Below are 20,926 nucleotides of genomic sequence, written 5' to 3' on the forward strand. Positions count from 1 at the left end.
ATCTTCTCCGTTAAAGCTCTTATTTGGATGCGGGCCGAGAATCAAGTAATGCCTGCGGTTCAGGCGTTGCAAGCTCACGCAGCAAGTCGACGGGAATGTTTGCCGTCACGATGGTTCGTTCGTGACTCTGATCGACCTTGATGGAGTCGACCATCTGTCGCATCGACGCGTCGGTTGCCATGCCACTGCCCTGGAACTGTTGTATCGACCTGAAAAGATTGAGAACAGCGGACAAGGCCTGTGCAGACTGCGTCGCTTCGACCTTACTAGGCGAAAGCTCCTCGATCCGCAGCTTGACGACTCCAAGGTAACGAAGGCTCGCCACCAGCGTCGTATCTTCATGCAGCGGCAGGCGTAGGCCGAAGAGCGTGATATAGCCTCCCTCAGAGAAGGGCAGGCCGATATGCCCGATTGCCCACGCGCTTGAAAGCACCGGCACGTCTCCATACCGTTCCGAGAGCAGGGAAGAACCTGCAAACGGTGACGCCGCCGCGCGATGCCGGTCGAGTACCGCATGGATCTGCTCCGTTGTCGGCATATTGCTTGCGGCAATCGTGTCGTAGCCAAGCTGGGTCACGCGCAACTGTCTGGTGCGCGAACCTTTGATCTCGCCCACGGGAATCATAAAGATCTCGTGTCCTGCGTAACTTTCCTTTGAAGTAGCAATGCTCGCCAGGTAGCGCGCCAGCCGGTCTCCATCAAAGCGCCCCTCGAACACCTCGGAGTACGCCACAGGCCCGTTAGGACCATTGGGATCGTCCATCCGGTGCAGGGCGAAGGCGACCGCATCAAGGTCGCGCTCAGGCACGATGCCCGTTGCATCGATGAACTGCTGGAAATCAGGGCTGCGCGTCACGACTGTTTTGTCGAAGTGCGTCGCCGTTCGCAGAGGCTTCAGATTCGCGTAGACGATCGCATCGCACTCGGGCAGTAATCGCGCTACTTCAGGTGGCGCCTTGGCACGCAACAGCAGCGCTCCGGCAAGCGCAGCTACCAGCGCCAGCGCCAGCAGCAAGGAGTAGCGCGTTGATTTACGCACAGCGCACCCACTCATCAAGAGCTACGAAAATGGTTAGCAGAGCCTTGCACCTTGCACATTCAACATAGCCCACCCAGCATAGCCGATTCGCGCCAACCTCGCGTGACGACTACGGCGTCAAGCCCTGGTATGGAAGGAATAACTGAAATACCGTCCAGCTATTGCCCTTCTCCTGGCTACTCCGCACCCGCAACCGCCCGCCGTGTCGGACGATGATCTCGGTACTTACCCACAACCCCAGGCCGGTTCCGTTGATGCCTTTTGTAGTGAAGAACGCCTTGCCTAGCTGCTTCATCGTGTCCCGACTGATTCCGCTGCCAGTATCGGCAATCGTTATCAGAACGCCGCATAGTCCGGAACGCGTGTTCGTAGCTTCTCGCGTCCTGATGCGGAGCTTGCCACCTGTACCGTACATGGCGTCAATGGCATTTCTAATGAGATTGCTCAGGACCTGCCTGATCTCGCTCTCAAGGCACATAATGGACTGCGTTCTCCGTTCCCGCCATTCGACCGTTACGTGGGCACTGTCCAGCTTGCTTTGGTACAGATCAACGACTGAGTGAAGTAGTTCACTGGCGCGTATCGCCTGCGGATTTGTCGATTGCTTGTAGAAGCGCAGCGACTGCGACGTGATCAGCGCGACCCGCTGCAATTCCTTGTCTGCCTGGCCAAGAAACGATCGCGTCTCGTCAATGCCGTTCGAGTGCTCTGCTAGATAGAGCAAATTCATTACCGATTCAAGGGGGTTGTTGATTTCATGCGCAATGGAGGCTGCGAGACGTCCAACTGCCGCAAGCTTCTCACTCTCGCGCAGTGCCGCTTCAAACTCCACCCGAGCCGTAACGTCCATCTGGATGCCGACAAAGTGAGTCAACTCGCCATCGCGATTACGGATTGGCGAGATGGACAACTCGTTCCAGAACGGGCTGCCATCCTTGCGAAAATTTTTTATGACTGCAACAACCTCTCGTTGCTCCTTCATCGCCTCGCGGATAAGCGATAAGCCAGGTTGCTGCGTCTCGCCACCTTGGAGGAAGCGGCAATTCTTTCCTTGAACGTCCTCCAGGCTGTAGCCCGTCATCACCTCAAAGGCAGGATTGACGTAAGTTAGTGGGACATCTGGAAGCGTGGCATCTGCGACTGTGATCCCATTCGTCACAGACCGGAAGATTCTCCGGTTCAGATGCAACTCATCAAGTGCCGACTGGTAGCGACGAGCAAAGGCGCGATGCGCGTAGAGAAAAAGGCTGAGTTGCGCCAGTGCTGCAGCCGGATCCTGCGGAAGAATCAAAACTCCGTCGTGCTGTTCTCCGTCGCCTGCCCGCCCACGGTCAGAAGACTCAGTGCTTCTCGATCGAACAACGATGATCGCAGGATTTAGTCCGTCGGCCTGCGCCTCCTCTGTCCGCAAAGCAGATCGGATCTGCTTTGCGAACTTTTCGTCCGTGATGATCATTTCAAAACTTTGAAAGTTAGTCGCTCCCGGGGAGACTAAATTGAGCAGGCTTGGAACCAGGTCAAGCTGTAAGGATAGGCTCTCGATGAGCCTCTGATTCGTGGAATCCTCTACCAGAATGCCTAGTCCTGTCCCAAAGCCCGCCTGGTCGGCGGTCGGCTCATTGGTGGCTTTTATGCCAATCTCTTGAGTCATATCTTTCATCCCTGGGAGTACCCTTCTTCAAATGTGCAATCAGCGATGAGCCGTACGCAGCTCTCAACGCTGAGACGCTGTAGCAAAATTTAGGTAGAAAGAGCTCTGCCCACCTTGTAAAGATGGATGCACAGTTTGCCCGAGTAATTGCCCGTCCACACCATCAACCGCTTGATCTCATAACTGCAATTGCAGCCGCGGGCTGGCTATGCTAAAGTTTGATCTTGCGGCGCACTCTGCGCGGACACGGTGGCACGCTTCAAGTCCGGCTTGGCAGAGGGCAAAGTAAAGACTGTTTTCGGGCTGGCGTAGCTCAGCTGGTAGAGCTCCTGATTTGTAATCAGGCGGTCGGGGGTTCAAGTCCCTTCGCCAGCTCCAGTTCTATCCAGTTGCAGTACAAGGCACGACGGATTTGGTTGTACTGCGGCCGTTCTGGCACGCAGGCCTGCTGCCACTCCATCAAGAGTATTGCCACCCGCACGATCCGCGGTACAGGGATCGTCTGCGGAGCTTGACGGAACGTACAGACTTGCACAAAGGAACGTCACAGGAACGTGCACAGGTGGCCGAGTGGTTAATGGCAGCAGACTGTAAATCTGCCACTCTTCGAGTTACGGAGGTTCGAATCCTCCCCTGTGCACCATTTATTTGTAGTTGCTTTAGATGAGATCGCAGCAAGCAAGACTGGAGAACACGTGGACTTCAGCCCTGCCAGTACCGGACGCATGGTTGTCGCGTTCGCTGTTCTGGGAGCCTTGGCAGCAAGCGCCTGGTTCACGATGGAGCCCGGAAAGTACCGTGCACTCTGCTTCGTCTTGCTAGGGTTTTTTGCTTTTCGGGTTTTTCTCGGGCGAATGCGTTCCCGGTAAATGGCCGTAGGCGTTTACAGGAAGTTTTTGGTAGGCTTGTAAGGTTGGTTGTAACGCGCTGGCGTAGCTCAGTGGTAGAGCACTCCCTTGGTAAGGGAGAGGTCGAGAGTTCAAGCCTCTCCGTCAGCTCCAGATTTTAGAGGTCGTAACGCGGGAGTAACTCAGTGGTAGAGTCACAGCCTTCCAAGCTGTTGGTCGCGGGTCCGATTCCCGTCTCCCGCTCCATCATGTTGCAGGCAGGTTCCAGGGCGGTTCCGCAGGAGATTGGTGTTGAGCACGATGTATGAGCAGGCAGTTCTTTCGGTAGAGGATCCTCAACGCTTCGGTGCGGTCCATGCAGCCATCGAGTCATCCTTCTCATCGAGTCGGGTCGCCGGTTTCATGAAGTCCTTGCAGCGTCACAGCCTGCGTATTCGTGACTTCGAGACTGTTCTTCGCAGGAAAATGCTCGGCGAACCTGCTATTGCTGAGTATGAGCAGCTCGGCAACTCCGATCAGGGCCAGATTCGCGAATTCTATCTCGCCAGCCTGGAGCAGGTTGATCCTGAACTGCGGCAGAAGTTTTTCAAACTGTACGCGTACTACTGAATCCTCCAAATCTTCTGTTTCTTTCTTTATCCCGGTTATGTGCCGGCCAACACTTAGGAGACGAGCATCATGGGCAAGGAAAAGTTTGACCGGTCGAAGCCGCACGTAAACATTGGGACGATTGGTCACATTGATCATGGCAAGACGACGCTGACGGCGGCGATCACGAAGGTGTTGTCGAAGCATAATCCGAAGAACACGTTCCGTTCGTTTGACACGATTGACAACGCACCGGAAGAGCGCGAGCGCGGTATTACGATTGCGACGTCGCACGTGGAGTATGAGACGCCGAACCGGCACTACGCGCACGTGGATTGCCCGGGTCACGCGGATTACATCAAGAACATGATCACGGGCGCAGCGCAGATGGACGGCGCGATCCTGGTGGTTGCAGCGACCGACGGCCCGATGCCCCAGACCAAGGAGCATGTGCTCCTGGCCCGCCAGGTGGGCGTCCCGTTCATCGTGGTGTTCCTGAACAAGTGCGATGCGGTTGAGGACGAAGAGCTGATCGAGCTGGTCGAGATGGAGGTCCGTGAGCTCCTGTCGAAGTACGACTACCCGGGCGACGACACCCCGATCATCCGCGGCTCCGCCCTGGGCGCGCTGAATGGCGAAGCCCAGTGGGAGCTCAAGGTGGACGAGTTGATGGCGGCTGTCGATGCGTTCATCCCGCAGCCGGAGCGCGCTGTGGATCTTCCGTTCCTGATGCCGATCGAGGATATCTTCTCGATCTCGGGTCGTGGCACGGTGGTGACGGGCCGTATCGAGCGTGGCAAGATCAAGGTGGGCGAGCCCTGCGAGATCGTCGGCTTCCGCGAGACGCGTGCAACGGTCTGTACGGGCGTGGAGATGTTCAAGAAGCAGCTGGATGAGGGTCTGGCCGGCGACAATGCCGGTCTCCTGCTCCGCGGCATCGCAAAGGAAGATGTGGAGCGCGGCATGGTGCTGGCGAAGATCGGTTCGATCAAGCCGCACACGCAGTTCAAGGGCGAGATCTACGTCCTGAGCAAGGAAGAGGGCGGCCGTCACACGCCGTTCTTCAACGGCTACCGCCCACAGTTCTACTTCCGCACCACGGACGTGACCGGATCGGCGAAGCTGCCGGAGGGCACCGAGATGGTGATGCCGGGCGATAACACGCAACTCGAGATCACGCTGCACACCCCCGTCGCGATGGAAAAGGGACTTCGGTTCGCCATCCGCGAAGGCGGACGCACCGTCGGAGCCGGTACCATCTCCGAAATCATCAAGTAACTGCTCTGCAAGCCGGAATAGGGCGACCTGTTCCGGCGGCTTTACAATAGAATTAGGATCATGGTTTTTGCGGAGGTGTAAGGATTCCGCGAAATCGGTTAGGATAAAGAGATGCGCGAAATTATTACATTGCAGTGCCCCGAGTGCAAAAACAGGAACTACTCGACGACGAAGAACAAGAAGACCACCACTGGCCGCCTTGAGTTCTCGAAGTTTTGCAACACCTGCCGCAAGCACACGGATCACAAGGAAACGAAGTAACAGGGGCTCGGGCTTAAGGATCGGTGCAATCCGGTTGACGAGCCCACCTCCTGTAATCCGGGGGAATAAGCTCAACGGTTAAACTGTCGGTCTCCAAAACCGAACTTCTCGGTTCGAATCCGAGTTCCCCCGCCAGTTCCACTCCGCTGAGACATCGAGACCGGAATCGGTCGCAGTAGAACCATCAGCTCAGAAGAGTTTTGAGGCAGCATTATGGCGAAGGCGATAGCAGTAGCGGACGAGCAGAATACCGGAATGCAGCGCTTCAAAGCGCAGCCAGAAAAGCTGGTCTCCTTTCTCAAGGATGTCCGCAGCGAGATGCGCAAGGTGGTCTCCCCGACACGCGCCGAAGTCCAGTCGACGACCATCATCGTTCTCGTCACGGTCTTCCTCTTTGCTGCATACTTCTGGCTCGTGGATAACATCATCGGACGCGGTATCGAAGCGCTCCTCCACAAGCTCAGCACCCACTAGGTTTTGATGTGCAGGATTTGAAGCAGATGAAGCACGAAGAAGGCATAACGATGGCGGCAGAAGAGCAGAATCCGGAAGAGCTGAATCCCGAAGGCGCAGAGCCCACCGAGACGCTTGCCCCACCGGTTAACGAGAATTTCAAGTGGTACATCATCCATGCCTACTCCGGCTTTGAGCGTAAAGTCCGTGAGTCGCTTGAGAGCCGCATTCAGGCCTTTGGTCTGCAGAACCGCATCGGCCGCATCATGATTCCGACCGAGCCGGTAACCGAGCTTCGCAACGGGAAGAAGTACACCATTGAGCGTGTCTTCCTCCCTGGCTATGTCCTTGTCGAGATGGAACTCGACAACGATCTCTGGCATGTCATTAAGAACACGCCCCGCGTCACTGGGTTCCTAGGAACCGGCGACAATCCGGTCGCGCTGTCCGAGCAGGAAGTAAGCTCCATCCTCTTCCGTTCTGACGTCTCGAAGGACAAACCTTCGATGAAGGTCAAGTTTTCCAAGGGAGAGCAGGTCCGCATCAACGAGGGTGCTTTCGCCAACTTCAACGGTGCCGTCGACGATGTCAACGAAGACAAGCAAACCCTCAAGGTTATGGTCAGTATCTTCGGTCGTCCTACGCCCGTCGAACTCACCTTCTCCGAGGTCGAGAAGCTCGAAGAGTAGTCCCTGCGCCGCAGGAAGATTTAGAAACATCATTAAGTAGCGGGCCAAGCCTGCCGCTGGAAGCATAAAGAGGATTTACCGCAATGGCACCGAAGAAAATCACTGGATACGTCAAGCTTCAGATCATGGCCGGCAAGGCCACTCCTGCTCCCCCGGTCGGCCCCGCGCTCGGCCAGGCTCAGGTCAACATCATGGAGTTCTGCAAGCAGTTCAACGAGCGCACCAAGGCTCCTGACATGGCCGGACTCACCATCCCCGTCGTCATCACTGTCTATGCAGATCGCACCTTCTCCTTCATCACCAAGACGCCTCCTGCGGCTGTCCTCCTGCTCAAGGCAGCCGGCATCCCCAAGGGCTCCGGCACTCCCAACAAGGAGAAGCTCGGCAAGGTAACGGAGAAGCAGATCATCGAGATCGCGACCCAGAAGATGCCCGACCTGAATTCGACCACCGTCGAAGCTGCAGCGAAGAGCATCCGCGGCACCGCCCGCTCCATGGGTATCGAAGTAGTAGCCTAGTCGATCAACTTTACCCAGACATCAGCCGCGAAGGGCATGCCAGAGCATCGGCAAGCTCATCGCGGTATTTTCGCGTCGAGAGTGGCACCGATGGTTAAGCAAACAGTCTTTGTTGTGCATCAGGACGAACACTCGCTGGCGTTCTCCGGCCACAATCCCTTGTCAGAAGTGCGTCGCTTGACCGCTCCTGCAAACCGTGGCGCTTGCACACGTCTTCTACCAGCGTAGCCAGTCGTCGCCGGTAAGGCCCGGCCGCAAAGTCCGCGGTAGCGAATCTCTCTCGATATTCGGGTAAGAGTGCAGGGAAGTGCTCCTCAACAAATTTGAGATACGTTGGTCGCGAGCATGACTTCAGAAAGAGTGGTTGCGCAGCAAAGAAGCTGGCGCCTACTGCTGCAGCACGCCGTGCCATCCCATCGAGAGCCTCCGAATGATCTGTAATGCCCGGCAAAAGAGGAGAACACAGCACGCCCGTTGTGATGCCAGCCGCTCGCAGTCGCCGCACAGCCTCAAATCGCAGATCCGGCCGAGGAGCGCGAGGCTCCAGTAGGCGGGCAAGCTCTACATCCGCCGTCGTAATCGTCAGGTGAACCACAAGCGTATTACGCCTTCCGATCTGTGCCAGTAGATCGATGTCCCGTTCGATCAGCCGCGACTTGGTCACAATTCCCAATCGGTAGCCTGACTTACGCGCGAAGACCTCCAGCAAGCTCCGCGTCACCCGGGCTCGCCGTTCAATCGGCTGGTATGGGTCGGTAGCCGTACCCAGAGCAATCTCCTCTGCTGGATCGATCTTCCTCAATTCCTGCTCCAAAAGCCAGGCTGCATTTTCCTTGATGAAGATCAGCCGCTCAAAGATTTCCGGATCGTGAAAGTCAACCTGGGTCTTGTTCTCGCTGGGCACTGCAGCACCCGTTTTCGGAGCGAGGAACTCATGCGTGTACCGCGCATAGCAGTACCTGCAACCGAATTCACACCCCCGGTACGGGTTAATGCTATATGCGAGCGAAAGCTGTCGCTTCGACACGGACTTGTTCAAGATACTGCGAACTTCCATTCTTTTGAACTCGACCAGATGCCCGCCATCCGCATGTTCCGCCTCCGCTGCCAGGCGGGCGACGCCGGTAGCTCGAGGCTGAAGTATTGGAAAAAGGGTCGTTTTAGTCATATTCGCTTTTTATTCGCCTCAGGTGTTACTCTAGGCCCCATCGGAAGATCCGTCAAGAGATCATTCAGTACAATTCACCCATGAACCTCTCCCTCGTGGGTGTGCCGCTCCCGCTACGTCTCAAGCCCGAGACGCCGATGAGCGATGAGCAACTCATGACCTTCTGCGCCGCAAACGAGATCCTGCGCGTGGAGCGAGATGCAAACGGAGAAGTGATCGTGATGACCCCGACGGGAGCTGCCAGCGGCGGCAGAAATATGGATATCAGCACGGATCTCAATATCTGGGCCCGACTCAACGGCACAGGCAAGGCCTTTGATTCGAGCACCGGTTTCACCCTTCCGGACGGCTCCATGCGGTCGGCAGACGTCGCATGGCTCCTGCTATCCCGCTGGTCGGCCCTGTCGAAAGAGCAGCAGCGCGGGTTCGCCCCACTCTGCCCCGACTTCGTAATCGAGTTGCGATCCTCGACGGATAGCTTGGCAGACCTAAGAACCAAGATGAAGCTGTGGATTGCCAACGGTGTTCAACTCGCCTGGCTCATCGACCCAGATCATCAAGCCGTGACCATCTACCGCCCCAACCACGAGCCCGAACTTCTACATCATCCCACTTCTGTGCAGGGCGACGGCGTCATGACAGGCTTCGAACTGCCGATGGCACGGATCTGGTGCTGATTTTTACGAGAAAGTTTGCGAAAACTGCGGTCATGGGGCATACTTCTAAGAGTGCCTGAACTCCAGTTGAGGCAGTCGAACCACGCCGGTGCAGATTAGAGCGTCGCGGGTGGCAGATAAGGAAAGAAACTCATGGCACAAAAAGTATCCAAGAATTTGACGAAGGCCCGCGCTCTCGTAGAGCCGCGCCCTTACGCCCTGGCAGATGCAGTTCCCCTTCTTCAGAAGGCCAAGTATGCGAAGTTTGACGAGACCGTCGATCTGACCCTTCGCCTTGGTGTCGACCCCAAACACGCAGATCAGATGGTTCGCGGCACGGTCGTTCTTCCGCACGGCCTGGGTAAGTCCAAGATCGTCGCGGTTATCGCGTCGGGCGACAAGATCAAGGATGCAGAGGCTGCCGGCGCTGAGTTTTTCGGCGGCGAAGAGCTCGTAGAGAAGATTCAGAAAGAAGGCTGGACCGCTTTCGACGCCCTGATCGCCACGCCCGACATGATGAAGTCCGTCGGCCGTCTCGGTAAGGTCCTCGGACCTCGTGGCCTCATGCCAAACCCTAAGACCGGCACCGTCACGACGGACGTTGTCTCCGCTATTCGCGAGATCAAGGCTGGTAAGGTTGAGTTCCGCACAGACAAGACGGCGTTGGTTCACGTTCCCGTGGGCAAGCTCTCCTTCGATCCGCAAAAGCTAGTCGAGAATGCCATCACGGTGATCTCGAGCGTTGTCAAGGCCAAGCCTTCGGCTGCCAAGGGTAAGTACATCAAGGGCATCACGCTTAGCTCCACGATGGGCCCCGGCATCCAGTTGGATAATGCCGTTGCCGAAGCCGCAGGCCGTGCCTAAGCCTGAACGTTCGCAGGATGTTTCGCAGTAAAGCCCCTCTGGCCGCGAGAAGCGAGGAGGGTGTGATGAAAGTCAAGAGGATTCAGTTATGGCATTGAGCAGAGCATCAAAGGTCACGAAAGTCGAGAAGCTGACAGGGGAGCTCGAGCACTCGACCTCCGCCATCGTCGGCACATTTTCCGGCCTTACCGCGTCGAAGGACTTCGAACTCCGCAAGGCAGTTCGTAACGCCGGCGGCAGCTATCACGTCGTCAAGAACAAGCTCGTTGCTCGCGCCTCCAAGGGCTCGCAGATTGAAGCTGCACTCCAGGGTCTCAAAGGCGTCTCGTCCGTGGCGTACACCTCGGGGGACCCGGTAGCCCTCGCCAAGGCGCTCTCTGCCTGGGTCAAGGACAACTCGGAGTTCACCTTTAAGCTCGGCATCGTCGAAGGCAAGGTCATCACCGTTGAGGAGATCACCGCACTCGCCACCATGCCGGGCAAGGAAGAGCTCTTCTCGAAGCTCCTCTTCCTCATCCAGTCTCCCGCGCAGCGTCTCGCAACGGTCATCAATGCGACCGGCCGCGATCTCGCTGTCGTCATCAACCAGGGCGTCGAGAAGGGCAAGTTTGCCGGTCCCGCTGCCGCACCTGCAGCCGAGGACAGCGCGCCTGAGGCCGAGGCTGCTGCGACGACCGAAGTTCCTGCCGCTGAAGCAGCTTCCGCAGAAAACGCAGAGCTTGTAGCCGAAGCGCACATTGCTGAGGCTCCCGCATTGGAGGCTGACGCCGTCCAGCCCGAGAACGGCACCGCCTCCCAGGCTGGCGAAGCTGCCACCACGGAGCCGGTCGAAGGCTAATCCACTTTCGCCTTGTTCTTCGGGTGCGCTGGTCTGGGCGCAACGGAAACCCGAAGGGCGATGGCAGCCGAAGCGCTGTAAGGCTTCGTAGACGTACTTAGTAGCTAAGTTCAGATTCGAATTGGAGAAATAACATGGCAGACATCCAGCAGTTAGAAGATCAGATCGTTAGCCTCAGCCTCTTGGAAGCATCGGCTCTGGTAAAGAAGCTCGAAGAGCGTCTCGGCGTTTCAGCAGCAGCAGCAGCAGCGGCTCCCGCAGCAGGCGGCGGCGCAGCAGCGGCAGCGGTCGTTGAAGAGAAGACCGAGTTCACCGTCATCCTCAAGGATGCCGGCGCGAACAAGATCAGCACCATCAAGGCTGTACGCGAAGTCACGGCTCTCGGCTTGAAAGAAGCTAAGGATCTCGTAGACGGCGCTCCCAAGCCCTTGAAGGAGAACGTTTCGAAGGAAGATGCCGCAGCCATCGCCAAGAAGTTTGATGGTATCGCGACCGTCGAAATCAAGTAGCTTACACCTCGCACTTGCACGAAGAGGCAGAACGCGTTATCCTCGGATATTGAGGAGATGCGTTCTGCCTCTGCGTCACGTTCGGCGAACGATCTCGCTCACCACATTTCAGCGGTACCCCGGTTCATCCTGCATGTCAGGCTAAGGAGCCGGCCACCATACGTCTCGGGCGGCGGATACGTACGGTGCAATTGGCTATAGCGAGCGGCAGCAAACCTTGGGGCAAGGCGAGCCTCAAAGGGCGGCAGGTATTTACTTTATCCAGTCTGAACTAGTGCACAAGTCGACTTTTGCGCTCACGGGATGTGCTGTCCCTGTGGGTGCTTTTCTGCGTTTCCCGCAATAAAGCATACGCGGTGTTTATAGCAGGTAATCGCCGCTGTTGTAGATCAAAATTTGAGTCAGAAGCGGGAGAGTTTCCCGATACGACATTTTCTGCGTAGGAATCGACCACACCGAGGGTGGACGTCTTCCGGCCTTTATACGCGCTAAGTACCAACCCGGAGGGCTAACCCAGCCCTCCACCTCTCAAGGCTGATCCTGTCTACGATGCAGACGGGAAGTGGCGAGAGGCCTCGAAGAAGTTTCCAGGAGAGAGCATGCCCAGCGAAATGCGCGCGATCCGCAGCCGTCTAGATTTTTCCAAGATCCCAACATCCATCCAGATTCCGAACCTCATCGAGGTTCAGCGCCGTAGCTACGAGCGCTTCCTGCAGATGGACAAGCTTCCCCAGGAGCGCGAAGACAACGGCCTCCAGTCGGTCTTCACCTCTGTTTTCCCCATTACCGACTTCCGCAACGTCTCTGAACTCGAGTTCGTCGACTTCTCCATCGGCAACTGGGAGTGCAAGTGCGGTTACCTCAAAGGTCTAAACCACCTGCGCACGGCCTGTACCCATTGCGGTCACATGGTTATCACCGACCCGTTCCATCCGGGCGACGTTCTTTGTAACTTCTGCGGAACCTACAACAAGAACACCCCCGACTTCTGCACCAAGTGCGGCGATCCCGTCGGCTTGCAGCTGAAGTACGATCAGGCTGAGTGCGAAGAGCGTGGCATGACCTACTCCGCACCGCTCAAGGTCACGATCCGCCTGAAGATCTACGACAAGGACCCTGAGACCGGCGTTAAGAGCCTCCGCGATATGAAGGAGCAGGAAGTCTTCTTCGGCGACATTCCGCTCATGTCGCAGAACGGCACCTTCATCGTGAACGGTACCGAGCGCGTTATCGTGTCGCAGCTTCATCGTTCGCCCGGCGTCTTTTTTGAGACTGCTGCGAACCGGACCTACTTCCTCGGCAAGATCATCCCGTACCGTGGCAGCTGGGTTGAGTTCGAGTACGACCAGAAGAACACCCTCTACGTCCGCATCGACCGCAAGCGCAAGTTCCTCGGCACCATCTTCCTGCGCGCCCTCGGCCTCCGCACGGATGAGGAGATCCTCAAGACCTTCTACACCGTCGACACCATCAAGGTCGTCGAAGGCAAGCTGAACTGGACCGTCGCTGCCGAAGGCAAGCCGACCAACCTCCAGGGCACGCGTCCGGCTGTGGCAGTAAACGCCAAGGGCGAGGAAGTCGCCGTAGCTACCCGCAAGATCTCCGCCAACACGCTCAAGGGTCTCCGCGCGAACAACGTCGAGACCGTTGAAGTCGAGACCAGCGAGTTCGATGGCGCGATGACCGCCTCGGACGTTGTCGATCTCTCCACCGGCGAGCTGCTCTATGAAGCGAATCAGGAGCTCACCGCCGACAAGCTGCACAAGATCATCCAGTCGGGCGTTGCGACCTTCGAGGTTTTCTTCCCAGAGCGCGACGACGTGGGCAACATCATCACCAATACACTCCGCCGCGACTCCGTGCGCAAGCCCGAGGAAGCTCTGATCGAGATCTACCGTAAGCTGCGTCCAGGCGACCCACCGACCCTCGACACTGCGACCGCGCTCTTCGAGGGCATGTTCTTCGATCCGCGCAAGTACGACTTCTCCCGCGTAGGCCGCTTGAAGTTCAACATCAAGCTCTACGAGGATCAGGATCCGTCCGGTCTCGACAAGCGCACCCTCACCCCTGAGGACTTCTACGGAACCATCCGTTACCTCCTCAAGCTGCGCAAGAACATCGGTAGCGTCGACGATATCGATCACCTTGGCAACCGCCGCGTCCGCGCCGTTGGCGAGTTGATGGAGAACCAGTTCCGCATCGGCCTCGTCCGTATGGAGCGCGCCATCAAGGAGAAGATGTCGGTCTACCAGGAGATGTCGACCGCGATGCCGCACGACCTCATCAACGCCAAGCCAGTTATGGCCGCGATTCGTGAGTTCTTCGGCTCCTCGCAGCTCTCGCAGTTCATGGACCAGACCAACCCCCTGTCGGAGATCACGCATAAGCGTCGCCTCTCCGCCCTTGGACCCGGTGGTCTCTCGCGCGAGCGCGCCGGCTTCGAAGTCCGCGACGTACATCCAACCCACTACGGCCGCATCTGCCCGATCGAAACGCCGGAAGGTCCAAACATCGGCCTGATCAGCTCGCTCTCGTGCTTCGCGCGCATCAATGAGTACGGCTTCATTGAGTCGCCATACCGTCGCGTCAAGGACGGCCGTGCCCTTGACTACGTAGCCGTCACCAACGCCGGCGAGTCCGGTCTCCGCCAGGGCGACTACCTCGAGATCGATGACGCCCATGCTCAGAACGAGCAGCTCAAGAAGGACGGCAAGCGCACCATGGATCTTGAGCCGTTCTCCTTCTATCTCTCCGCATGGGAAGAGGATCGCCACACGATCGCACAGGCCAACGTCGAGCTCGACGAGAAGCTCAACATCGTGCAGGACATCGTCGATGCCCGTCGTCAGGGCAACTTCGTCCTCGTCAACAAGGCCGATGTAGATTACGTAGACGTCTCACCGAAGCAGCTTGTTTCGGTAGCCGCCTCGCTCGTTCCGTTCCTTGAGCATGACGACGCAAACCGCGCTCTCATGGGCGCCAACATGCAGCGTCAGTCTGTGCCGCTCCTCGTTGCCGAAGCCCCCTTCGTCGGCACCGGTATGGAAGGTGTTACCGCCCGCGACTCGGGCGCCGTCATTCTCGCCAAGCGCAATGGCATCATCGATTCGGTCGACTCTGAACGTATTATCGTCCGCGTAGAAGGAGAGCATCACCCCACGCAACTCTCGCGTGAGGTCGGCTCGGACATCTATCAGCTCACGAAGTTCAAGCGCTCGAACCAGAACACCTGCATCAACCAGAAGCCGATCGTTCGCAAGGGCGATCGCGTGATCAAGGGTCAGGTTATTGCTGATGGTCCATGCACGGAGCAGGGCGAGCTCGGCCTCGGCCGCAACGTCCTGGTTGCCTTCATGCCATGGCGCGGTTACAACTTCGAGGACGCCATTCTCATCTCCGAGAAGCTCGTTCGCGACGATTACTACACCTCGATTCACATCGAGGAGTTCGAGATCGAAGCGCGCGATACCAAGCTCGGACCAGAAGAGATCACCCGCGATATCCCCAACGTCTCCGAGCACGCCCTGCGCGATCTCGACGACTCGGGCATCATTCGCATCGGCGCCAAGATCGGCCATAATGACATCCTCGTTGGCAAGGTAACTCCCAAGGGCGAAACGCAGTTGACCCCTGAAGAGAAGCTCCTTCGCGCCATCTTCGGCGAAAAGGCCGGTGATGTTCGTGACGCCTCGCTGACGTGCCCTCCGGGTATCGAAGGCACCGTCGTTGACGTCCGCATCTTCTCCCGCAAGGGTCAGGAAAAGGATGAGCGCGCCAAGCAGATCGAGCAGGAGATGGTTGAGAAGCTCGAGCGTAACCTCGCCGATGAGATTCGTATTCTCACCGACGAACGTCTCAAGCGCCTCGAAGCCATTCTCGGCACCAAGGAAGTCCTGGCCGACCTCCACGACGAGCGCACCAACAAGAAGCTGCTCAACAAGGGCGATATCCTCGACCGCGACACCATCGAGCTCATCTCCACCCGTAACCTCAAGCGCATCCGCTACGCCGACAAGGACCCCCGCGTCAACGAGCAGATCGATGAGATCGAAGAGATGACCTCGCGTCAGATCGATGTTCTCCGCAAGATCACCAACGAGAAGATCGGCAAGATGCAGAAGGGCGACGAGCTTTCGCCCGGCGTCATCAAGATGGTCAAGGTCTACATCGCCATGAAGCGCAAGCTTTCGGTCGGTGACAAGATGGCTGGACGCCACGGCAACAAGGGTGTCATCGCCCGCATTCTGCCGGAAGAGGATATGCCGTACCTCCCCGACGGAACGCCGGTCGAGATCGTCCTCAACCCGCTTGGTGTGCCTTCCCGTATGAACGTTGGACAGATCCTCGAAACGCACCTCGGTTGGGCCGCTCATACCCTGGGCGCACAGATCGCCGAAGCTGCCTCGAAGATGGAGTCGGCCAACGAAGTCCGCGAGCTCTTCAAGGCGCGCTTCGCCGGTACCGCCGCTCTCAACCAGCTTCTTGACCTCGACGACGAGCAGACCATGCGCGTTGCCGCCGGCATGAAGCGTGGCATCTGGTTCGGCACGGCTGTCTTCGACGGCGCACGCGAGACGGAGATCAAGGCGCTCCTCAAGGCCGCTGGTCTCCCCAGCTCGGGCAAGACGCAGCTCTACGATGGCATGCTCGGCGATCCATTCGAGCAGCCCGCCACCGTCGGCTACATCTACATGCTCAAGCTGTCGCACCTTGTCGACGACAAGATCCATGCACGCTCGATCGGACCATACTCCCTCATCACCCAGCAGCCGCTTGGTGGTAAGGCTCAGTTCGGCGGACAGCGCTTCGGTGAGATGGAGGTCTGGGCCCTTGAAGCATACGGCGCAGCCTACATCCTGCAGGAGCTCCTCACCGCCAAGTCCGACGACGTCTTCGGCCGTACTAAGATCTACGAGGCCATCGTCAAGGGTGAGGCTGCTATTGAGCCTGGTGTTCCCGAGTCGTTCAACGTGCTCATCCGCGAGCTGCAGTCGCTCTGCCTTGACGTCGAACTCATCAAGCAGGCCGACCAGAAGAAGGCAGTAGCCTTGCCCTCGATCGCCGCAGCCGACTAAGTGAAGTGCAGTTTGTTGTAAGTAGTCTTTAGTACCGCCGGACTTTGGCACGGCTTCCCTGAGCAAGGCAAACGCTCAATGCTCACGGAAGCCGGCCGCAAAGATCCCGGCACCGAATAGAAGCAGGTGATGGCCTACCCTCCATCGCCCGGCAGAATGCAAGCAGTGCAACCAGCAGCTGAGCTGATAGCAAACCGCTAAAGGCAAGAGCTGCACCGGAGACGCAAACATATGTTCCGCTCCAGCCCCTTTGAACTCACCGGCCCCATCGCCGACTTCGACGCCATCAAGATCCAGCTCGCCTCCCCCGAGAAGATCCGCAGCTGGTCGCATGGCGAAGTCACCAAGCCCGAGACCATCAACTACCGCACCTTCAAGCCCGAACGCGACGGCCTCTTCTGCGCCCGCATCTTTGGACCCATCACAGACTGGGAGTGCCTCTGCGGCAAGTACAAGCGCATGAAGCACCGCGGCGTTATCTGCGACAAATGCGGCGTCGAAGTCACCCTCTCGAAGGTCCGTCGCGAACGCCTCGGCCACATCGAGCTCGCCTCCCCTTGCTCGCACGTCTGGTTTTTCAAGGGCCTCCCGTCGCGCATCGGCCACCTGCTCGACATCTCTCTCCGTGAGCTCGAAGCGGTCCTCTACTTCGAGTCCTACGTAGTCGTCGATCCAGGCGACGCGCCCGTCAAGGAGCGCGAGGTTATTAAGGACGAGACCCGCTTCCGCGAGCTCGATGCTCAGTACCGTCCCGGCGGCTTCAAGGCCATGATGGGCGCCGAGGCCATCAAGGAGCTTCTCAAGCGCGTTGAAATTCCGGAGCTCGCCATTGAACTTCGCGAGCGCATGAAGACCGAGACCTCGCTCCAGAAGAAGCTTAAATACTCTAAGCGCCTCAAGATCGTCGAGGCCTTCCGGAAGTCGGACAATCTTCCTCAGTGGATGATTCTCGACGTGATCCCTGTGATCCCGCCGGAACTCCGCCCCCTCGTCCCGCTTGATGGCGGCCGCTTCGCCACGTCCGATCTCAACGACCTCTACCGTCGCGTGATCAACCGCAACAACCGCCTCAAGAAGCTCATGGATCTCCATGCGCCCGAGGTCATCGTCCGCAACGAGAAGCGCATGCTCCAGGAGGCCGTCGACGCTTTGTTCGACAACGGTCGCCGTGGCCGCGTTCTTCGTGGCGCGAACAACCGCCCCCTCAAGTCGCTCTCCGACACCCTCAAGGGCAAGCAGGGCCGCTTCCGTCAGAATCTCCTCGGCAAGCGCGTCGACTACTCTGGCCGTTCGGTCATCGTCGTCGGTCCCGAGCTGAAGCTGCACCAGTGCGGTCTCCCCAAGAAGATGGCGCTTGAGCTCTTCAAGCCGTTCATCTACCACCGCCTCGAGCAGACCGGTCACTGCACCACCATCAAGCAAGCCAAAGAGATGGTCGAGATGCAGGAGCCCATCGTCTGGGACATCCTCGAAGAGGTCATCAAGGATCACCCGGTCCTGCTCAACCGCGCTCCGACTCTTCACCGTCTCGGCATCCAGGCCTTCGAGCCCGTGCTCGTAGAAGGTAAGGCGATCAAGATCCATCCGCTCGTCTGCACCGCCTTCAACGCGGACTTCGACGGCGACCAGATGGCCGTCCACATCCCGCTCTCGCCCGAGGCCCAGATCGAAGCCAGCGTACTCATGCTTGCTTCGCACAACATCCTCTCGCCCGCCAGCGGCCAGCCGATCACGGTCCCGACGCAGGATCTCGTGCTGGGTCTTTACTACCTCACGAAGGCCAAGGTCAACGCCATCGGCGAAGGCCGCGTCTTCGCGAACATTGAAGAGATCTACATGGCCATCGAGGCCAAGCAGGTTGAGACCCTTACCCCGATTCGTCTGCGCTACACCGGCATGGTGCTCGACATGACCACTGCTTACGACGATCAGGACCTCAACCACACCGAGCCGGTCGAGTACAACAAGCAGTTCATCTCGACCACCGTCGGTCGCGCCATCCTCAACGATGCGCTCCCCGAGGGCATGCCGTTCGTCAATGGCCTTCTCAAGAAGAAGGGCATCGGCCAGCTCATCAACTACTGCTACCTGAACCTGGGCCTCGAAGTCACCGTCAAGACCCTCGATCGCGTCAAGGATCTCGGCTTCACCTATGCGACCCGCTCCGGCCTCTCGGTCGGACTGGACGACATGGTCATCCCGGACTCCAAGTACACCCTCGTTGGCGATGCCGAGAAGACCGTCCTCGCGATGCAGCAGCAGTATCTTGATGGTGCCATCACCAACGGTGAGCGCTCCAACAAGGTCATCCAGATGTGGTCGGGTGTTACCGAGCGCGTTGCCGATGAGATGTTCAACAACATGAAGCGGGCTGATAAAGAAGGGGCGATGAACCCCATCTACATCATGGCCGACTCCGGTGCTCGTGGATCGAAGCAGCAGATTCGTCAGCTGTCTGGTATGCGTGGATTGATGGCCAAGCCTTCTGGCGAAATCATCGAGACCCCCATCACGGCGAACTTCCGCGAAGGCCTCACGGTTCTGCAGTACTTCATCTCGACCCACGGAGCCCGTAAGGGTCTCGCGGATACGGCGTTGAAGACGGCTGACTCAGGTTACCTCACGCGTCGTCTCGTCGACGTTGCGCAGGATGTCATCATCTCGCACAACGATTGCGGCACGGTCGAAGGCATCTACGTCACCCCGATCATCGAAGCCGGTGAGACCATCGAGCCCCTTCGCGACCGCATCATTGGCCGCGTCTCGCTCGAAAAGCTCAAGGACTTCGAGGGCAAGACCATCGTCGAGATCAACCAGGAGATCGACGAAGACCTCGCCTCCGCAGTGCAAGCTGCTGGTATCGAGCGCGTCAAGATTCGCTCCGTTCTCACCTGCGAATCCAAGCGCGGTGTCTGCATCCTCTGCTACGGCCGTAACCTCGGCTCCGGCAAGATGGTGGAGATGGGCGAAGCCGTCGGCGTCATCGCGGCACAGTCCATCGGCGAGCCCGGCACCCAGCTCACCATGCGTACCTTCCACATCGGCGGAACCGCTTCGCGCGTCTCGGATGCCTCGCACCTCGAGGCCAAGAACGCCGGTACGGTTCGCTTCATCAACCTCGTTACCGTCCGCGCCAAGGAGGGTGGTCTCGTTGCCTTCAACCGCAACGGTTCACTCGCCATCGTCGACGATAAGGGTCGTGAGAAGGAGCGTTACGCTGTCGTCTACGGCGCCAAGCTGAAGATCGAAGATGGTGCTACCGTCGCGCAGGGCGACCGTCTCGGCGAGTGGGATCCCTACACCTTCTCGCTCCTCACCGAGATCGCCGGAACCGTCCAGTTCAAGGACCTGCAGGAAGGCGTCACCCTCAACGAAGAAGTCGACGAAGTCACTGGGCTCTCCCGCCTCGTGGTTGCCGACTCCTCCGACGAGAAGCGTCAGCCTGCCATCCTCATCAAGTCGGCGCAGGGTAACAAGCGGTACCTCATGCCATCGCGCGCCCACCTCATGGTCGCCGATGGAGATGAGATCTTCCCCGGAGACATCCTCGCGAAGATCCCTCGTGAAACCACCCGTACCAAGGACATCACCGGCGGTCTGCCGCGTGTCGTCGAGCTCTTCGAGGCCCGCAAGCCCCGTGACCCGGCGATCATCTCGAAGATCGATGGCGTCGTCCGGTTCGGCGAAGTCTCCAAGGGTCAGCGCAAGGTCTACGTCACCGCCGATAACGGCCAGGAAGAGGAGTACAGCGTTCCCCGCGGTACTTACGTCAACGTGCAGGAAGGCGAACGCCTTCGTGCCGGTGATGCCCTCATCGATGGTCCCCGCAACCCGCACGACATCCTCGAGGTCCTCGGAGAGCGCGCTCTCCAGCAGTACCTCGTCAACGAAATCCAGGAAGTCTATCGCCTGCAGGGCGTGACCATCTCCGATAAGCACATCGAAACCATCGTTCGCCAGATGCTTCGCTGGGTCAAGATCGAAGAGGTTGGCGACACCACGTTCCTCGTGGACCAGCAGACCGACCGCTTCCGCTTCAACGCTGAAAACCAGCGCGTCCTCATGACCGGCGGACGCCCGGCAATCGGCCGTTCGCTCCTCCTCGGCATCACCAAGGCGTCGCTCTCGACCGACAGCTTCATCTCGGCCGCCAGCTTCCAGGAGACCACCCGCGTCCTCACCGAAGCCAGCATCAACGGCTCGATCGACACGCTCCGTGGCCTCAAGGAAAACGTCATCGTCGGCCGCCTCATCCCCGCCGGAACCGGCATGGAGTACTACCGCAACGTCCAACTCTCCCCTGAGTTAGAGGAAGCGGCAGCCCAGGTCCAGCAGGAAGTAGCCTCAGCCATCGAAGCCGAAGAGCGCGAACTAGAGCAGATGCGCATGGAAGGCGAACAAGAAGAACTAGCCGCCGAGTAGGTACTTCGTACCGCGCTAGACGCTTCGCGTGAAACCTTAAACTACCGCAACAAACAAGGGCGGACTCGA

15 protein-coding genes and 5 tRNA genes are annotated in these 20,926 nt (G+C 58.4%); 17 read left to right on the forward strand and 3 right to left on the reverse strand.

Annotated elements, in window-relative coordinates:
- Positions 1 to 19 precede the first annotated feature (19 nt).
- Positions 20 to 1,039, reverse strand: coding sequence for a hypothetical protein (locus OHL20_RS11740; protein ID WP_263383371.1), 1,020 nt, complete (start codon positions 1,037 to 1,039; stop codon positions 20 to 22).
- A gap of 109 nt (positions 1,040 to 1,148) precedes the next feature.
- Entirely contained in the window at positions 1,149 to 2,690 is a 1,542-nt protein-coding gene (locus OHL20_RS11745) for a two-component system sensor histidine kinase NtrB (protein WP_263383372.1), read from the reverse strand.
- Positions 2,691 to 2,992: 302 nt separating this feature from the next.
- Between OHL20_RS11745 and OHL20_RS11750 the strand changes: the two genes are divergently transcribed.
- From OHL20_RS11750 to rplK, 11 genes are all read left to right on the forward strand, one after another.
- Positions 2,993 to 3,068, forward strand: a tRNA-Thr gene (locus OHL20_RS11750).
- A gap of 178 nt (positions 3,069 to 3,246) precedes the next feature.
- Positions 3,247 to 3,333 (forward strand) — tRNA-Tyr (locus OHL20_RS11755).
- Positions 3,334 to 3,616: 283 nt separating this feature from the next.
- Positions 3,617 to 3,691: transfer RNA gene (locus OHL20_RS11760), tRNA-Thr, on the forward strand.
- Between the two features lie 18 nt (positions 3,692 to 3,709).
- Positions 3,710 to 3,784 (forward strand) — tRNA-Gly (locus OHL20_RS11765).
- Between the two features lie 54 nt (positions 3,785 to 3,838).
- Positions 3,839 to 4,147, forward strand: a complete 309-nt coding sequence (locus OHL20_RS11770; RefSeq protein WP_263385001.1) for a hypothetical protein — start codon at positions 3,839 to 3,841, stop codon at positions 4,145 to 4,147.
- Between the two features lie 69 nt (positions 4,148 to 4,216).
- Complete coding sequence (gene tuf, locus OHL20_RS11775; protein WP_263383289.1) at positions 4,217 to 5,404, forward strand: elongation factor Tu; 1,188 nt, start codon at positions 4,217 to 4,219, stop codon at positions 5,402 to 5,404.
- Between the two features lie 111 nt (positions 5,405 to 5,515).
- Positions 5,516 to 5,665 (forward strand): 50S ribosomal protein L33, encoded by a 150-nt coding sequence (gene rpmG, locus OHL20_RS11780; RefSeq protein ID WP_013579310.1) that lies wholly within the window; start codon positions 5,516 to 5,518, stop codon positions 5,663 to 5,665.
- A gap of 59 nt (positions 5,666 to 5,724) precedes the next feature.
- Positions 5,725 to 5,800: transfer RNA gene (locus OHL20_RS11785), tRNA-Trp, on the forward strand.
- Between the two features lie 78 nt (positions 5,801 to 5,878).
- A complete protein-coding gene (gene secE, locus OHL20_RS11790; RefSeq protein ID WP_263383373.1) occupies positions 5,879 to 6,139 on the forward strand; it encodes a preprotein translocase subunit SecE in 261 nt (86 codons plus the stop codon).
- 50 nt (positions 6,140 to 6,189) lie between these two features.
- Positions 6,190 to 6,807: a transcription termination/antitermination protein NusG gene (gene nusG / locus OHL20_RS11795; protein WP_396272558.1), complete on the forward strand. Its 618-nt coding sequence runs from the start codon at positions 6,190 to 6,192 to the stop codon at positions 6,805 to 6,807.
- Positions 6,808 to 6,890: 83 nt separating this feature from the next.
- A complete protein-coding gene (rplK, locus tag OHL20_RS11800; protein ID WP_263383375.1) occupies positions 6,891 to 7,325 on the forward strand; it encodes a 50S ribosomal protein L11 in 435 nt (144 codons plus the stop codon).
- 94 nt (positions 7,326 to 7,419) lie between these two features.
- On the opposite strand, the gene OHL20_RS11805 is transcribed toward rplK, so the two are convergent.
- The gene (locus OHL20_RS11805) at positions 7,420 to 8,493 is read right to left on the reverse strand and encodes an SPL family radical SAM protein (RefSeq protein WP_263383376.1); all 1,074 of its coding nucleotides are present in this window, start codon (positions 8,491 to 8,493) and stop codon (positions 7,420 to 7,422) included.
- Between the two features lie 80 nt (positions 8,494 to 8,573).
- Between OHL20_RS11805 and OHL20_RS11810 the strand changes: the two genes are divergently transcribed.
- The 6 genes from OHL20_RS11810 (at position 8,574) to rpoC (ending at position 20,857) form a co-directional block, all read left to right on the forward strand.
- A complete protein-coding gene (locus OHL20_RS11810) occupies positions 8,574 to 9,170 on the forward strand; it encodes a Uma2 family endonuclease (protein WP_263383377.1) in 597 nt (198 codons plus the stop codon).
- Positions 9,171 to 9,302: 132 nt separating this feature from the next.
- Positions 9,303 to 10,013, forward strand: a complete 711-nt coding sequence (gene rplA, locus OHL20_RS11815; protein WP_263383378.1) for a 50S ribosomal protein L1 — start codon at positions 9,303 to 9,305, stop codon at positions 10,011 to 10,013.
- 88 nt (positions 10,014 to 10,101) lie between these two features.
- Positions 10,102 to 10,851, forward strand: coding sequence for a 50S ribosomal protein L10 (rplJ, locus tag OHL20_RS11820; RefSeq protein ID WP_263383379.1), 750 nt, complete (start codon positions 10,102 to 10,104; stop codon positions 10,849 to 10,851).
- A 134-nt stretch (positions 10,852 to 10,985) separates the two neighbouring features.
- Positions 10,986 to 11,360, forward strand: a complete 375-nt coding sequence (gene rplL, locus OHL20_RS11825) for a 50S ribosomal protein L7/L12 (protein ID WP_263383380.1) — start codon at positions 10,986 to 10,988, stop codon at positions 11,358 to 11,360.
- Positions 11,361 to 11,959: 599 nt separating this feature from the next.
- Positions 11,960 to 16,435, forward strand: a complete 4,476-nt coding sequence (gene rpoB / locus OHL20_RS11830) for a DNA-directed RNA polymerase subunit beta (RefSeq protein ID WP_263383381.1) — start codon at positions 11,960 to 11,962, stop codon at positions 16,433 to 16,435.
- A 231-nt stretch (positions 16,436 to 16,666) separates the two neighbouring features.
- Positions 16,667 to 20,857, forward strand: coding sequence for a DNA-directed RNA polymerase subunit beta' (gene rpoC / locus OHL20_RS11835; RefSeq protein ID WP_263383382.1), 4,191 nt, complete (start codon positions 16,667 to 16,669; stop codon positions 20,855 to 20,857).
- Positions 20,858 to 20,926 lie beyond the last annotated feature (69 nt).

Origin of the sequence: Granulicella arctica (genome assembly GCF_025685605.1) — a bacterium.
GTDB classification, from domain to species: domain Bacteria; phylum Acidobacteriota; class Terriglobia; order Terriglobales; family Acidobacteriaceae; genus Edaphobacter; species Edaphobacter arcticus.